Genomic DNA, 15,229 nt, shown 5'->3' on the forward strand with positions numbered 1-15,229 from the left:
AGACCCCACCCCACCGCCGCTGATCCGCCCGCGCGAACGGCTCGAACATCTCCGCCGCGAAGTCCTCCAGATCACACCGGACCGCAGCCAACTCCTCACTCAGCACACACGGTCAACGAAACGACCGATCAAGAAGACACGCCATCACGGACCGCACATGACCAAGCACTACTAGTGCTCTGACCGGGATGGTTCACCGGGTTGTGCTTGGCGGTCAGCGGCCGTGGGCCGGTTGGATGTGGGGACACATCCGATCTGGTGCATGGAGGCGTGGTGACAGAGCCGGTCAGAGTCCGCAGACTGACCGACCAGGAGAGGCATCGGCTGCAGCAGATCGTGCGGCGGGGCAGCACCAGCTCGATGCGGTACCGGCGCGCGATGATGCTGTTGGCCACGGCCGGCGGGAACTGCTTGCCAGTGATCGCCCAGCTGGTGGCGGCCGACGAGGACACTGAGCGCGACATCATTCACCGCTTCAACGAGATCGGTCCGGCCTGTCTGGACCCTCAGTGGGCGGGAGGCCGTCCCCGCCAACTCAGCTCTGAGGAAGAGGGCTTCGTCGTTCGGGCGGCCACCACCCGCCCTGCCAAGCTCGCCCAGCCCTCCATCCGGTGGTCGATCCGCAAGCTCGCCGCATATCTCCACAGAGTCCACGGGCGGGTGATCCGTATCGGTTGCGAGGCCCTGCGCTGCCTGCTCGCCCGACGCGGCGTCACTTTTCAGCGGACCAAGACCTGGAAGGGACCAAGACCTGGAAGGAGTCAACCGATCCTGACCGCGATGCCGAGCTGGACCGGATCGAGCACGTCATGGACCATTTCCCTGACCGCGTTTTCGCGTTCGACGAGTTCGGGCCGCTCGGCATACGCCCGACCGGCGGATCCTGCTGGGCCGAGCAGGGCCGGCCCGACCGTGTCCCGGCGACCTCCCACTGCACCCACGGCGTGACCTACTTCCACGACTCCTAATGGGTTTGGAAGTCATCTCATTTGGCGAGGTCGGTAGGCTGCCGGTCATGGTGGGGATCGTTGAGCGGCTGGTGCCGGATGAGCTGTGGGAGCTGTTTCAGCGGGTGGTGCCGGAGGTGCCTTCGCGGCCGCAGGGTGGTGGGCGGCGTCGGTATGGTGATCGTGAGGTGCTGGCCGCGATCGTGTTTGTGGCCACGTCAGGCTGCACGTGGCAGCAGTTGCCCACTGCTTCGTTCGGGCCATCGGGGGCAACGGCTCATCGGCGTCTCTCCGAGTGGGCGAAGGCCAGGGTGTGGGCCAAGCTCCACCGCCCGGTCCTCGACGAACTCGGCGCCCGCGGCCAGTTGGACTGGTCCCGGTGCGCGATCGACTCGGTGAACATGCGCGCCCTGAAAAGGGGGACCTGACAGGTCCGAATGCTGTCGACCGGGGCGAGTAAGGGTCGAAGATCCACCTGATCACAGAGCGGACCGGTCTGCCCCTCTCCGTCGGAATCTCGGGGGCGAACCTGCACGACAGCCAGGCCCTGATGCCCCTCGTGCAAGGGATATCCCCCGATCCGCTCCCGCCGCGGACGCCGACGACGCAAGCCCGGAAAGCTCCACGCCGACAAGGGCTATGACTACTCCCACCTGCGACGATGGTTACACCCGCGTGGCATCCAGCACCGCATCGCGAGGAGAGGAGTCGAGTCCGCACAGCGACTGGGCCGCCACTGCTGGACCGTCGAACGCACCATGGCCTGGCTCACCGGCTGCCGCCGGCTCCACCGACGCTACGAGCGCAAAGCCGAGCACTTCCTCGCCTTCACCAGCATCGCCTGCACCCTCAATTGCTACCGCAGACTCACCAATTGAGATGACCTCTTGGTCAAGCCGCCTGAGCCTCGTCGGCCGCCTTCTCGCGGGGGTTGTACTCCCTCTCGTGGAGCCGGCCGTCCCGGAACATGGCCCATAGGACGGAGACTCGTTGGCGCATGGCGATCGACCGGCGCCTGGCTGGAGGAGACCACGCGAACCTGCTCGACCCCCTCCGGGAGACCAAGGAACAGGGCTGGCTCGGTGAGGTCGCCGCGAGCACGAGCACGGACTCATCGTCTTCAGGGAATGGACCACCGGGAAGACCACCGTGCTCCAGCGGCTCGGCTGCCTGCACAAGCTGCGGGTTCGGCGGCGCTGTCCCGGGAGCGACCGCATCCCAGTCGTCTGCATCACCGCCCCGCCCAAGGGTTCCCCGCGCAGACTGTCGCGCAGGCCATCGCGGACTTCCACCGCCGCTTCCCGATGCGGGCGCCCCCGCGAGGCACCAGCCGCAGACGGATCAGCACCAGCGTCGAGGCCACAGCCAGGCAGATCGAAGCCCTCTTGCCCCTCAATCTTCCTCCGGTGAGGCAGAACTGAGACAGGACAGCCGCGACGGAACCATGCAGAAAGGGCTCGGCGTCCATCCCTGACATACGAGATCACGGATGACGACGGAGCCCCGGGACATGACAGACGCAGCCACTCGATACCTTTACCTCGCTCGGCACGGTGAAGCATCAGCAGATGAGACAACCCTGACGGAAAGCGGTCGGCGCCAAGCCGTTCTGCTCGGTGAACGGCTCCAGAGCACCCCACTCTCGTTGATCCACCACGGGCCGCTGCCTCGGGCGCAGCAGACGGCCCAGCTGATCGGCGCACAACTTGACGCCGTCCCACTGCACCAGTCGGAACTGGCCGGCGACTACGTCCCCTACCTGCCCACGAAGGAGGAGCTGCCACCGGATTCGGCCGACGCCATGCTCGGTTTCCTCGCTCAGGTTCCGGAAGAGGAGTGCAGCCGGGGTCCAGCGCTGGCCCGGGAAGCACTTGCAGAATTCGCAGGTCCGGTCGACGGAGATCGCCCCCGCCATGAACTGGTTGTCACACACAACTTCCTCATCGGATGGCTGATCCGGGCTGCGATCGACGCGCCCGAGTGGCGCTGGATGGGCCTCAACCACGCCAACGCAGCTCTGACGGTCATCCGCTACGCACCCGGCAGGCCGTCCTCCGTGCTGTTCTACAACGACATGCGGCACCTGCCTGCAGAACTGCGCTGGACGGGCTTTCCACCCGAACTCCACATCTGACCAGGCAACGATGCGAGACGGCGGAGGGCGGTTGTTCGCAACGACCGACTCATCGATGCCCTGATCGCCCAGGCATTCTCCGCGCTGCGGGTCTCCTCCGGCGCCAGGGCCTACTACGAGCAGCAACGCGCCTGCGGTATCGAATTCAATTGCCGCCCTGCGCCAACTCGCCAACCGGCCCGTTGGCATCCTGCACGGCTGCCTCACTACCGGCACACCGTACGACGAGGCGACAGCTTGGTCACACCGAGCCCACGCACTGGCCGCTTGACACTTCAGCTCATGGGTAGGGCCCTACTTCCCTGGTGTGGTTCGAACTGGTCATTCGTAAGATCAGCGGAACCCAGGGACTCTGGGTATGGCTGTCATGGTGTAGCCGTCCGATGGCTGGCAAGTCTTGGCCGCCCGGAGCTCCGCGACGACTCGACCGCCAATTGGGAGATGCGACTCGATCGCTGTGTAGGACAACGTCGGCGAGGTCGTCTGTTGGGCAGAGGTAGAGCGACGAGCCGGCGGAGGTGGCCGTGCGCCGGATATGGGCCGGACTGGACATCGGCAAGGAACATCACCACTGCGTGGTGTCCAACACGGACGGCGAACGACTCCTGTCCCGCCGGGTCCTGAACAACGAACCGGCCCTGCTGGAACTGATCGGGGATGTCCTGGCTCTCGACAGCGACGTGCTGTGGGCTGTCGATCTCAACCACGGTGCTGCCGCCCTGCTGATCGGGCTGCTGCTCGGTCACGACCAGCCGATGGTCTACATCCCCGGCCTGACCATGCACCGTGCCTCGGCCTCCTACCGGGGCGAGGGCAAGACAGACGCCAAGGACGCCTTCGTCATCGCCGACCGGCTCGCCGGCTACGCCGGCCCCACGCGACTCCGGCCGCGTCAGCGGCAACCTGCGCCGACCACGCCGGTTCCACCGCGGCCTGCTCAGCGCCTTCTACCTCTCCTCGCTGTCGAGCCCGAAGAGCTGCCCGGCAACGAAGGCGTACTACCAGCGCAAACGGCCTGATGGTCATGTGCGTGCCTTCCTGGAGAGGTACTGGGGTTCTGGCGTTCCGGTCACGCCGATGACACCAATTGCCGGTGGACCTGCACAGCCCGGCTTCAGTACCGCATTGAGGGTTTCTATGGATGCCCGCGCGGGACGGCGCGTGTGCAGCTCCCTCCAGAGCCGCCGAGAGCGCTCCCGGCCACCTGCCTGCCGCCGCCGCAACCCCCGGACGGCCAAGGCTCGCAGCGGGGCCGATAGCCTGCGGTTCGCTTCTTCGCTGCTTGCACTCCTGCTGGTGCGGGTGACCCCGACGGGCGGGCCACACCGGTCCGTTCCCTGATCACAGACAAGGCGAACGTCATGGCGCACAACAAGAACGGCGACACCCCGCTGCCCATCGATATGGCCGCGATCCGGCGGACCGTTGAGGTGATGCGGGCCGAACGGGCCGCCACGTTCGAGGCCGACGACAGCGGCTGGCTTGCCGATCTCGTGGAGTGGGACCTCGACAGCTACCAGGAGTTCGTCGCCCAGCTGCGTGTCACCCTCGACCCCGATCTGCTCGGGTACGTCCCAGAGATGTGCGCCAAAACTCTCGGCGACACCGGAACGACCCGCACCCTGATCGGCGACCAGCAAGTGGACACCCCGTTCTTCCACCACGGCGACCTGGTGGTCAAGGGCGACCTGGGCGTGGGCGCGCCCTTCGTGGTCACCGGATCGGTGACGGTCGAAGGTGTAGTGGCGGACTGCGCCCCCTACTCGGTGGTGGCGATCGGCGGCACGGTGAAGGCTCGGGGGGTCCTCACCAGCGGCGAGATGCTGGTCATGGGCGACATCGAGGCCGGCGTCGTCTACGGCGACTACAACGACAGCACGCTTCACGCGGGCACCATCCGCGCCCGCCTGGTCATCGAGGACGACCACCAGACGATCGCGACCGTGGAGGCGGACCTCTACTTCGACCTGGACGACTACCAGCAGGGATACGGGGACGGCGTGCAGGGGCAGCTGCGCGCGTTCCTGGTGGACGAGGTCTTCGCCGCCGACGAGGACGCCGACGAGGACGAGGAGATGTTCGAGGCCGGCCTGCTCTTCGCACGGCTGCGCGAGGGCCTGCCAGTCTTCCGCGCCGACGCAGCTTCCGAGGGGCGCTGAGGCACGCTGGGCGAGCTCGTCCGTCGGCCTGGGCGCCCATCTCCCGATTCACTCACCGAACTGCCAGGCACATCACCCATGGAGCAGCCGCAGATGGCCGATAAGGAATTCCGGCACAGCGATCCGGAATCCGGTCCGGTGACAACCGTGCACTCACCGGCAGGGTTTCGAGTCCCGGCGGGACCCCGCGGTACGCGGCACCCTGCTGAGCGTCATGCCGCAGAGGACCGACCGTGAACCGCCCCCACTACGGCTGGAGATCCTGGAAGTCCGGTGCCACCGCCGGGCTGTGCGACGCCACGATGCCCGACGAGGAACGCCCTGCCGACGGCAGCGCAGGCCGGCTGAAACGGTATCTGGCTTTCCGGCGGTACATGTGGTCGCGCCTGTAGAGCGTCACCTGCCGAGGCTAGGGCATCCGTTCGGTCCGAGCGACCGGCAGCCGCGCGACGAGCCAACCGCCTGGTCCCGCCAGCCCCACGCACTCGCTGTTTGACATGCCAGCTCATGGGATGTCTGTCAAGTCAGTGAGGTTCCCCCGAGATGCGGGGATGGGTGACAGAAGGTCAGATGGGTCTCATGAGAGGAGCCCGGACGATGCCCGCGCCGAAGTACCCGCTGGAGTTGCGTGAGCGTGCGGTACGGATGTACCGGACCGCCGAGCCGAAGCCCGTGATCCGCCGCATGACCGAGGAACTCGGCGTGCACCACGAGGCCCTGCGCGACCGGATCCGCCAGGCCGAGGACGACGCCGGTGAACGCGACGACCTGCTCACCACCGCCGAGCGTGAGGAGCTTGCCGCCCTGCGCAAGGAGAATGCCCGGCTCAAGCGTGCGAATGAGGTCCTGCGGACAGCCTCGGCTGTTTTCGCGGCCCAGCTCGACTTGACCCGGCCCAGGTGACGGCGCTCGTCGACGAGCACCCGCATCTGGGGGTCGAGCCCGCACTCCGGGAACTGAACATACCCTCCTCCACCTACTGCCGGTGGCGCCAGGCCGAGAGGATCCGGCAGGTCCACGACGAGTCCGGCGGGATCTACGGCTCACCTCGCGTGCACGCCGTCCTCAAGCGTGAGGGCGTCCACGTCGGGAGGAAGCGCGTCGGGCGGCTCATGCGGGAGGCCGGCCCGGCCGGGATCAGCCCCAGCCGGGGCACGGGATTCACTCGCCGTGCCCCGGACGCCGATCTGGCCCCTGACCTGGTGCACCGCGAATGGGCCGAACCGGCTGTGGGTTACCGACCTGACCATGATCTCCACCGGGGAGGGGCCGTTGTGGCTGTCCGTGATCCGCGACGCGTTCTCCCGCCGGGTGGTTGTGAGGGCCGTTTTCCCGAATCTGGGAAACCGGCCCTTCGCACGTGCGGGTCAGGGGCCGGTGAGGACGGAGTGGGTGCCGATACGGCGCCACACGACATGACGGTCCTCTTCTCTGAACTACGCGTACAACGGCCAGCGCGAAGGGAGGGTGAGGGCTGCCCTCAACGCCGCTGTACCGTCGTTGGGTAGGAGATCACTGGCAGGGGGCGGGATGAGTCAGCTTGAGTTCAGTTGGGAACTCAGTGGTAGTGGTTGGGCAACCTGCCGCATCGCGGACGACGTATCGGAGCGGAAAGACATCGTGAGCTACTGCACGGACGCCCTTGCAGACGCGCTCCACGGTGTCGTAGGGCTCTACGGTCGCACCTCCGTCCAGCGTTTCTCTTTCGATCTTGAGCCAGCCGAAGTGAGGTGGGTTCTCCGCCGCAGAGGCTCAGACGTTCAAGTCGCGATCTACCGGTTTCCCGACATCTCCACGAGCTTCGACGCGCCGGACCAGGCAGGCACACTCTCGTGGACCTCCACTCAGCCCCTTAGCCTCCTTGGGCACGTCGTCTTGGAGGCTGCTCAATCGGTGGTCCGGCTCCACGGGGAGGACGGCTATAGGGCGAAGTGGGTTCAGCACCCATTCCCTGTTGCTGCGCTGCAAGACCTCCGCCGGCTGCACTTGCAGTACGACAGATGCGAACGCCGGCACGGCGGGATGTCCGCCTGAGTTCACGGCCTGGCCGACGGTCCAGAAGAAGTTGATCAGCGTGACCGCCGCTCCGCACAGGATCGCGGCACCGCACGAGACCAGCACCCCGGTCTTGCCACGGGACGCGAGATGAGGGTTGCTGCTGTTGGCTCCGAAACCCCAGACGATCGCCGAGATGATGAGCGCGAGCACGCTCAGGAACAGGCCGACGGTCATCACCGCGCCCACGATGTCGCGCAACTGCGCGATCCCCGGAAGCCCGCTACTGCTGGGGTCAATATCGATCACGGCTTGGTCCTCCTGTCGGCGTGCGGACGTGGCTCGTCCGACAGACAGGTGCACCGACCGAGCCCGTCCGCGACCGCAGACGGCGACCCCATCGGGACGGGGCGATGCGACGGAGGTCGGGAATGGCCGCGACGTACAATCGCAGTGAAGGCGAAGCGCCGGGCCGAGATTCCGGCACCGATGTGAGGGAGGGGTCAGGATGTTCGGTTCGAAGAAGAAGCTCAACGATCTGATGGCGCAGCTCAGGCCCGACCTGAGTCGGGAATCGCTCGGCGTCGGGCCCGACTTCCCGGGCGTCGCCCCGAACCCGTTCCTGAGCAGTGATGCACGGAAGCGCAATGCGGAACTGCGTACGGGGGCGCTTGCGCTCGGCGTTCTCGTCGACTGGCGGGAGGTCAACAACAATCCACGCGTGGTCCTGATGTTCGACGTGGAGACCGCCGACGGCGTCTCGTTCCGCGGTATCGCAGACGAAGACCTCACGATCACCGAGCTCACCCGACTCGCCCCAGGACAGACGTTGCCCGTGCGCTACCGGCCGGCCGTCATGGACCACTACGTCGCCCTTGCCCGGGACGCGGACCCCGCCCACGTGCAGCAGCTCTCTGACGAGATCGCGAGCCGCAAGCGGACCTGACCCGAAGCCATTGGCCGGATCCCTAGGTGTACTGACCCGTGAGGTTGGGGACGCGGCTGGGGGGTGGTTGGCCCTTGAGCGCGGTGTGTCCGCGGTGGTGATTGTAGGTGTGCAGCCAGGCCGGGTGGGCGGCGCGTCTGTCGGCCTCGGTCCGGTAGGGCTGTGCGTAGGCCCATTCGTCCAGGAGGGTGCGATTGAACCTCTCGACCTTCCCGTTGGTCTGGGGCCGGTAGGGGTGAGTTCGCTTGTGTGAAATGCCCTGAGCGGTGAGGGAGTTGCGCCACAGGTGACTCTTGTAGCAGGAGCCGTTGTCGGTCAGGACGCGTTCGACGGTTATCCCGGCCTGGGTGAGGAAGGCGTGGGCCCGTTGCCAGAAGGCGACGGCGGTCTCTTTCTTCTCGTCGGCGAGGATCTCGCTGTGAGCGAGGCGGGAGTGGTCGTCGACGGCGTTGTGGAGGTGGCTGTAGCCGGTGCCGGAGCGGGTCTTGCGGCCCGCCTGGCGCCCGGGGGCTTTGTGTCCGCCGCCGTCGGGGATGTTGCCGGGCTTTTTGATGTCGACGTGTACGAGTTCGCCGGGCCGGTTGCGTTCGTAGCGGCGTATGACGCGGCCGGTGGCACGGTCCAGGTGGGTCAGGCGGGCCAGGTGGTAGCGGGTCAGGGCCCGGTGGACGGTGGCCGGGTTCAGGCCCAGGAGGTAGGCGATGCGGGCCGGTCCCCAGCGGCGCAGGACGCGGACCTTGATGATCCTGCGCTCGGTGCGGGTCGGGGTCCGGCGCGGGCTGTGGTGCGGGCGGCTGGAGCGGTCACTCATGCCCGCCTGGCCCAGCTCGCGGTAGCGGTCGGCCCACCGCCTGGCCGTGGTCGGGGAGACCTGGAAGCGTTCGGCGGCCCTCCGCAGGGGCCGGCCGTCCTCGACCACGCAGCGGGCCAGACGTAGCCGTCCGGTCTCGGTCAGGGGTGCATTACGGTGGGGCACGAGGGCCTTTCTGGTCGCCGGTGCAGATGTCGCAATCCACACCAGGCCAGAAGGCCCTCACCCATTTCAAGATCAATCAGCCGTGAACCCTGTCACCAACCTCCGTGGACAGAACACCTAGAGCACACCTTCCGGTTGTTCAAGCAGACCCTCGGCTGGACCCGCCCTCCGCATCCCCGAAGCGGCCGACCGCTGGGCACGGCTCGTGATCGCGGCCCACACCCAGATCCGCCTCGCCCGACCGCTCGCCACCGACCTCCGCCGCTCCTGGGGAAAGGCCGCTGCGCCGGGACGTCTCACCCCGGCGCGAGTCCGGCGAGGGTTCAGGAACATCCGTGCGAAGTCCCTCCTCCCGGCCAAGGCCACGAAAACCGGACGATCCGGCCCCGGCAGACCGCCCGGCTCCACCGACCGACAACGGGCGCCACGCCTCGATGTCGGCAAGACCGAACTCCGTGACCTGACGCTCAGGGAAAGACGGCAACGCATCGAACAGGGAACACGAGCGCCTGACCGTGTCGTTGGTCCTCTGGGAGAGGAGCGCCGGTGAGGACACGTCAGAAGGACCGCGATGCCCCCGAACCACAAGCACCGTGGAACGAAGTCAGGCCGCGGTTATGGATTGGCGGACACTTCTGGGCCAGCCCCGACGGCACTGTGCAGACTGCCGTTGTCGAAGATCAATTCGACCTGGTCATCAGCCTGTTCACTCGAACAGGCCACGGACCGACCCCCGGAGTCGAGCATCTGATCAGCAGGATCCCCGATGCCCCGCTCACAGCCGAGCAGCTCCACTCGGCCCAACGGCTGGCCGTCACCGCCGCAGGGGCCGTACAGAATGACCGCACCGTTCTCGTGCGCTGCCACTCCGGCTACAACCGCTCGGCCCTTGTCGTTGCACAGACCCTGATCGAGCTTGGCCAGGACGCAACCACGGCCATCGACCTCATCCGACAGCGACGATCACCCTGGGTCCTGAACAACCGGACCTTCGAGCAGTACCTCACCACTGGACTCGATGTCGCCTACCTCCTGGCCGGACTCGAAACCCCCACCTGACCAGCAGTACCGGAGGCTGAAGACCAGGCTGAGGGCACGGCCTGCTCGTTCGCAGCGTGGCAGCTGGTGCGGGCCCCGGAACCAGCGCCGGGGCGCTGTCCGGGCGTCTTGGCAGACTCAGTCGTGACGAGCGAGACTGACCGCGGAAACCAGCAGGATCACAGCCGGCACGGGGATGAGCACCACGTCCTGGAATACGCCGACGAGCAGGCCGCCCAGCACGGCGCCGACGATCGAGCCTGCCGCCGTGATCAAGGTGAAGCGGAGGTTAATGCCGAGAACGGCAAGGCTGCCGTCGCGGCTGTAGAGAGCGAAGGCCGCCAGCATCGTCAGCAGCGACACAAGCAGTGAGAGGCTTCCGGCGGCCTTGATGCCCTCCCCGAAGAGCAGCACGAGCGTCGGGATCAGGAGCTCGCCGCCGGCCACGCCCGTGATCGCCGCGACCGCGCCGATGCCGAAGCCGGCCACGACTTCGCAGGGCATCTGAGCGCACAGCAGCAGCTGAGAACGCGGCGAATCCGAAAAGGCTGCTCAGCAGCGGCAGGCGGTACTCCGCACCGCCCAGCCCGATCATCCCGCCCAGCACACCGATGGCCGCGCCTGCCCCGAACGCCACCGGTGTTGGGTGCGTCGAGCGGGGTGGAGCGAGCTTCTGGTCCGTGGTCACGACGGGCATCCTCGCCGGTAGCGGTTCCGGCCCGCTATGACACAGCCCCATCTTCGGCGAAGGGAACCGGGCTCCCGCTCAAGATTCGTTCGGCCCTCTGAACACCGGCACCCATCCCCAGGCCCATACAGCCAGCCGGGCCGAAACCAGCCGTTCTACGTCGGAGACACCAGATTGGTGGACGGGTTCTCCGTCAGGCCGTTGCCAGATTCTGCGAACCCGCGCGCTTCGAGCCTCCGTCCCGGAACGTGACCGCCGGCGATTGGTGCGGTCAGGTCTTGTTGGTGAACAGTCGGTCGAGGTGCTGGTCGACGGCGGTTAGGGCCTCTTGGGGCTCGATCACGCTCAGTTCGATGAGTGGGGTCAAGCCCGTGAGTGTCAGGAGCAGGTTGGTCTCTGTCGCCGGGTCGCGGTCGGGGCTGATGTGGCCATCGGTGATTGCCTGGCGGACGATCTGCTCGATGAGGTCGCGGCCATGAGTCAGCCCGTCGCGTGCCCGTGTATGGATGTTCGCGTTGTGCAGTGCCTCCAGGACGTAGGCGGCGCTCATCCGGCTCGTCGCGCGTGCGTCGGGATGTAGCGGGAGCATCTCCGTAAGCATCACTCGGAGCATGTCACGGGGGTGTGGTGGGTTGCCGAGTTCTCTGACGCCTTCGGCGACGCGTAGTGATGTCTGTTCGGACGCGAAGTCCATGGCGAAGACCAACATCTCTTCTCGGGTGGCGAAGTAGTGCTGCACCGCGCCGTGGGAGATGCCCGCTTCCTGGGCTACTTCGCGCACGCTCGCGTGCGCGAAGCCGCGTTGTTCCACTACGCGCCACAGTGCTCGGGCGATCGTCTCGCGGCGTTCGCGGTGATCCACTTGCTTGGGCATCGTTGGCCTTCCTTGTTTCAATACAGTTGACATATTACAGCTGACCGGTAAAAGCTGGGAGTCCGTTCGTGGAGGAAGGATGTGGCATGTCCGAACGACCAAGAGCACGGACTGCGGCGGGCCTCGTCGAAGGGCGCTGGCGGGGAGAGCATGCGGTGTTCCGTGGCATCCCCTATGCTCAGCCGCCGATCGGGTTGCTGCGCTTCCAGGCGCCTGCCCCGGCCAAGGGGTGGGACGGGGCGAGGCAGGCGACCGAGTTCGGCCCCGTGGTTCCGCAGGCGGGACCGACGGCCGAGAGCTCAGTCGGGAACGACTGGCTCACGCTCAACGTCAGCACCCCGGCCCTGGGGACGGCCGCGCTGCCTGTGCTGGTGTGGATCCACGGTGGTGCCTACATCGCAGGGGCCTCCAGCGATCCGATGTACGACCCTGCGGCCCTGTCCAGTGCGGGCCTGGTCGTGGTAAGCATCAACTACCGGGTGGCAGCCGAGGGTTTCGCTCTTGTCGAGGGCGCCCCGGCCAACCGCGGGTTTCTCGACCAGATCGCGGCCTTGGAATGGGTACATCGCAACATCGCCGCTTTCGGCGGAGACCCTGACCAGGTCACGGTAGCGGGACAGTCCGCCGGGGCGGGGTCGATCGCGGCTCTGCTGACGATGAAGCGGGCGCACGGGTTGTTCCGCAGGGCCATCGTGCACTCGGTGCCGGGATCGCTGTGCACCCGCGCACTGGCGGAAGAAGTTGCCGCCGCGCTCGCGGGCCGGGTCGGTGCGACACCTGACGTCGAAGCCCTGTCCGGCATCGACCCCTTGCGCCTGGCCGGCGAGCTCACCGCCCTTGGTGTCGACCTTCCCGGCCACCACAAGAGTTGGGGCCGGCTCTCGCAGATCGGTGTCGCCGTGTGCCCGGTCCTCGACGGCGTGGTGCTCACCGAAACGCCCTGGAGGGCGCTGGCCGGCGGCCGCACAGGCGGAATCGAGCTCCTCGTCGGCCACACCCGCGATGAATTCCGGCTGTTCAGCGTCATGATGGGGCGGCTGGGCACCTTCACTGAGGACGAGGTCCATACGGCCCTGGATCTGTTCGCCCCGGCACCAGACGGCGCCGACGCCTATCGTGCCGCCTACCCGCAGGCCACCCCTGAAGAACTGCTTGAACTGGTGTACTCCGATGCCCTCTTCCGGATGCCCTCACTGCGGCTGGCCCAGGCGAACCAAGCGGCTGGAGGCACGTCGTTTCTCTTCGAGCTGCAACTGGCGGCTCCGGCGTCCGGCGGAGTCCTGGGCGCCTGCCACAGCCTCGACGTTCCCCTGGCGTTCGGCACGTTGGACAGCCCCGCCGGCCGGCACTTCTTCGGCGACCGGCCGACGCCGGAGGTCTCGGCAGTATCCCGGGAGATGCAGCGGGGATGGGTCCGCTTCGCCACGGCCGGCGACCCCGGGTGGCCCGCCCACCGGCCCGAGCGACAGCTGACTCGCGTCCTGGATATCGAGTCGAAGACCTTGCCGTACCCAGAAGTGGCCTCTCGCCAGATCTGGGAGCGACACGACCCGGCCCCCTTTGACCTCATGTAGACGAGGATCCAGTCTGTCTGGGTCTTCCCGACCAGCGGGGCACAGAGGTGCCCATCATGGCCCCGGTGCCCTGGCTCGGACACCAGCCGCAGAGCAGCGGGGGATCACGTACGCACCGCGGGATCGGCGAGATCGCCGACCGCATGCAGGTCGTGGGCCCGCACATCACCCGCCAGGTCCAGATCCTGGAGAAGCGCGAACTCGTCCGCCGTATCCCCGACCCGCACGACGGCCGGGCCCGACTCATTGAACCCACCGACGCCGGCACCGAGGCCGTCAACCGCTATCTCACCTTCCTGTTCGGCTGGTTCACCGACGCCCTCGCCGACTGGCCCCACCAGGACCGCGACGACCTCGTCCGCCTCCTGGCCCGCTTCGCCGACGATGTGACGACCCGACTCGCCCTACTCGACGACGAGGAGAACTGATCCCCCGCTTCCACCGGCTCGCCACCCATTCGGCAGGACTTGCGAACGATGCGGCGCTGTCGGCACGGAGGCGCTGACGTCGTGCTCCCCTGGCGTCGCGAAGCACAGGACGTTCCCGTCGAGCGAGAGCATGCGGAACTCGGGACGGTAGGGGGCGCTGCCGAGCAGCCCGTCAGCGCCCTCGGCTGATCTCGGGCAGCCACTGGTCATCGCCCTCCTGGCCGCAGCGCACGTACGGGTGTCCGTCGAGCGGTACGGGGCGGCGAGGGTCCAGCACCGTGTCCCCGGGGTGTCGGCCGTCAGGCGAGACTGTCGGTGATCCATAGGCGATGTATCGGCGGCCGCTGGAACCGTGGGTGTCGAGTTGCCCAAGGGAGCAGCCACAGCCGCCTTCAACAGCAAGGGACCCCTTGTCGCCATGTCGTCCACATCCTCAACCCCGCGCTGGAATGTCCAACGACTGCCCGGTGCCGATGGCCGCGTCTTCCTGGTCACCGGCGGCAACGCCGGCATCGGGTACTTCGTCGCGGAGCAGTTGTCGGCAACCGGAGCCACCGTCGTACTCGGCAGCCGGAATCCCGCCAAGGCCGAAGCCGCCACGGCCTCGATACGTGCGCGTGTCCCCGGGGCACGGGTGCGGGCCGTACGGCTGGACCTTGCCGACCTCTCGTCCCTCGAAACAGCGGTGGAATCACTGAAGGTGGAACGCCTCGACGCGGTAGTCCACAATGCCGGCGTCGCACTTGACGATCCGCCGCGCAAGGAGACCGGGGACGGTCACGAGCTCATGTTCGGCACGAACCACCTCGGGCACTTCGTCTTGACCCAGTGGCTGATGCCGCTGCTGTCGGCTGCGCCGGCGGCCCGCGTCGTGACCATGGGCAGCTTCGCGGCAAAGTCCGAGCGGCTCGACCTCGACGACCTGCAGTCCCGGAGGGACTACCAGCCCAAGCGTACTTACGGACGCTCCAAGTTGGCCCAGATGTACTTCGGCGTCGAACTCGACCGCCGTCTGCGCGCTGTCGGCAGCACGGTGGCGAGCGTGGTGGTCCATCCCGGCGGCGCGCTGGACTCTCTCACCCCGTCACGGCCACCGGTCCATGTGCGAACCACCGGCGCACGGCTGAGCGCGGCACCTGCGGCTCTCCTCGTCCAGGGCAAGCACGCCGGCGCATGGCCCGCGGTCCGGGCGGTGCTCGACCCGGCCGTGCGTGGAGGCCAACTGTGGGGACCGCGCGTCTTCGGCCTGCGCGGCGAGCCCCGACGTGAACCGGTGTGGAACCACCTCGCCGCCCCCTCCGTCGCGGCACGGTTGTGGGACGCAAGCTGTGATCTGACCGGCGCCGACCCCTGCGCCATCTCCGGATAGCTCAGGCACGCGCGCGTTGGCCAACAGGTTGTCGAGCAGTTCCTGGGGCCGAGGATGTCGCGGGCGGCGGCTGGGTCACGGAGCCGGTCGCGGACGTCCTC

The 15,229-nt window shown here is 67.4% G+C and carries 12 protein-coding genes and 6 pseudogenes; 14 read left to right on the plus strand and 4 right to left on the minus strand.

All coding sequences use genetic code 11. The features are described 5' to 3' along the window. Window positions 1-273: 273 nt before the first annotated feature. The 8 genes and pseudogenes from ACFV8T_RS26190 to ACFV8T_RS26225 form a co-directional block, all read left to right on the plus strand. A pseudogene (locus tag ACFV8T_RS26190) lies at window positions 274-959 on the plus strand (transposase); the annotation flags it as partial. 56 nt (window positions 960-1,015) lie between these two features. Further along, window positions 1,016-1,825, plus strand: a pseudogene (locus ACFV8T_RS26195) (IS5 family transposase). Window positions 1,826-2,457: 632 nt separating this feature from the next. Then, window positions 2,458-3,081, plus strand: a complete 624-nt coding sequence (locus ACFV8T_RS26200; protein ID WP_385332184.1) for a histidine phosphatase family protein — start codon at window positions 2,458-2,460, stop codon at window positions 3,079-3,081. 524 nt (window positions 3,082-3,605) lie between these two features. Further along, window positions 3,606-3,935: pseudogene (locus tag ACFV8T_RS26205) on the plus strand (IS110 family transposase); the annotation flags it as partial. 507 nt (window positions 3,936-4,442) lie between these two features. Then, window positions 4,443-5,240, plus strand: coding sequence for a hypothetical protein (locus ACFV8T_RS26210; protein ID WP_385331816.1), 798 nt, complete (start codon window positions 4,443-4,445; stop codon window positions 5,238-5,240). Window positions 5,241-5,473: 233 nt separating this feature from the next. Beyond that, a complete protein-coding gene (locus ACFV8T_RS26215; RefSeq protein ID WP_385331819.1) occupies window positions 5,474-5,632 on the plus strand; it encodes a hypothetical protein in 159 nt (52 codons plus the stop codon). Between the two features lie 205 nt (window positions 5,633-5,837). Then, entirely contained in the window at window positions 5,838-6,143 is a 306-nt protein-coding gene (locus ACFV8T_RS26220; protein WP_385331822.1) for a transposase, read from the plus strand. Then, window positions 6,140-6,748 (plus strand): IS3 family transposase, encoded by a 609-nt coding sequence (locus ACFV8T_RS26225; RefSeq protein WP_385331824.1) that lies wholly within the window; start codon window positions 6,140-6,142, stop codon window positions 6,746-6,748. The genes ACFV8T_RS26220 and ACFV8T_RS26225 overlap by 4 nt, the downstream gene beginning before the upstream one ends. 529 nt (window positions 6,749-7,277) lie before the next feature. Here ACFV8T_RS26225 and ACFV8T_RS26230 read toward each other — a convergent pair. Continuing rightward, a pseudogene (locus ACFV8T_RS26230) lies at window positions 7,278-7,544 on the minus strand (DUF6112 family protein); the annotation flags it as partial. 199 nt (window positions 7,545-7,743) lie between these two features. On the opposite strand from ACFV8T_RS26230, the gene ACFV8T_RS26235 reads away from it, so the two are divergent. Then, window positions 7,744-8,181, plus strand: a complete 438-nt coding sequence (locus tag ACFV8T_RS26235; RefSeq protein ID WP_385331827.1) for a hypothetical protein — start codon at window positions 7,744-7,746, stop codon at window positions 8,179-8,181. Between the two features lie 22 nt (window positions 8,182-8,203). Here ACFV8T_RS26235 and ACFV8T_RS26240 read toward each other — a convergent pair whose 3' ends face one another. Beyond that, the gene (locus ACFV8T_RS26240; protein ID WP_385331829.1) at window positions 8,204-9,157 is read right to left on the minus strand and encodes an IS481 family transposase; all 954 of its coding nucleotides are present in this window, start codon (window positions 9,155-9,157) and stop codon (window positions 8,204-8,206) included. 117 nt (window positions 9,158-9,274) lie between these two features. Here ACFV8T_RS26240 and ACFV8T_RS26245 point away from each other — a divergent pair. Both ACFV8T_RS26245 and ACFV8T_RS26250 read left to right on the plus strand, forming a co-directional pair. Further along, window positions 9,275-9,707, plus strand: a pseudogene (locus ACFV8T_RS26245) (hypothetical protein); the annotation flags it as partial. Window positions 9,708-9,814: 107 nt separating this feature from the next. Further along, complete coding sequence (locus ACFV8T_RS26250; RefSeq protein ID WP_385331831.1) at window positions 9,815-10,216, plus strand: protein phosphatase; 402 nt, start codon at window positions 9,815-9,817, stop codon at window positions 10,214-10,216. Window positions 10,217-10,333: 117 nt separating this feature from the next. On the opposite strand, the gene ACFV8T_RS26255 is transcribed toward ACFV8T_RS26250, so the two are convergent. Both ACFV8T_RS26255 and ACFV8T_RS26260 read right to left on the minus strand, forming a co-directional pair. Next, window positions 10,334-10,684, minus strand: coding sequence for a TSUP family transporter (locus tag ACFV8T_RS26255; protein ID WP_385331834.1), 351 nt, complete (start codon window positions 10,682-10,684; stop codon window positions 10,334-10,336). 470 nt (window positions 10,685-11,154) lie between these two features. After that, window positions 11,155-11,757: a TetR/AcrR family transcriptional regulator gene (locus ACFV8T_RS26260; protein ID WP_385331837.1), complete on the minus strand. Its 603-nt coding sequence runs from the start codon at window positions 11,755-11,757 to the stop codon at window positions 11,155-11,157. A gap of 86 nt (window positions 11,758-11,843) precedes the next feature. Between ACFV8T_RS26260 and ACFV8T_RS26265 the strand changes: the two genes are divergently transcribed. The 3 genes and pseudogenes from ACFV8T_RS26265 to ACFV8T_RS26275 all read left to right on the plus strand — a co-directional run bounded on the left by ACFV8T_RS26265 (window position 11,844) and on the right by ACFV8T_RS26275 (window position 15,128). Beyond that, window positions 11,844-13,331, plus strand: a complete 1,488-nt coding sequence (locus tag ACFV8T_RS26265; RefSeq protein WP_385331840.1) for a carboxylesterase/lipase family protein — start codon at window positions 11,844-11,846, stop codon at window positions 13,329-13,331. 122 nt (window positions 13,332-13,453) lie between these two features. Further along, window positions 13,454-13,759, plus strand: a pseudogene (locus tag ACFV8T_RS26270) (MarR family winged helix-turn-helix transcriptional regulator); the annotation flags it as partial. A gap of 418 nt (window positions 13,760-14,177) precedes the next feature. After that, window positions 14,178-15,128, plus strand: coding sequence for an SDR family NAD(P)-dependent oxidoreductase (locus ACFV8T_RS26275; RefSeq protein WP_385331843.1), 951 nt, complete (start codon window positions 14,178-14,180; stop codon window positions 15,126-15,128). Window positions 15,129-15,229 lie beyond the last annotated feature (101 nt).

Source organism: Streptomyces sp. NPDC059832, assembly GCF_042731715.1.
Taxonomy (GTDB): Bacteria; Actinomycetota; Actinomycetes; order Streptomycetales; family Streptomycetaceae; genus Streptomyces.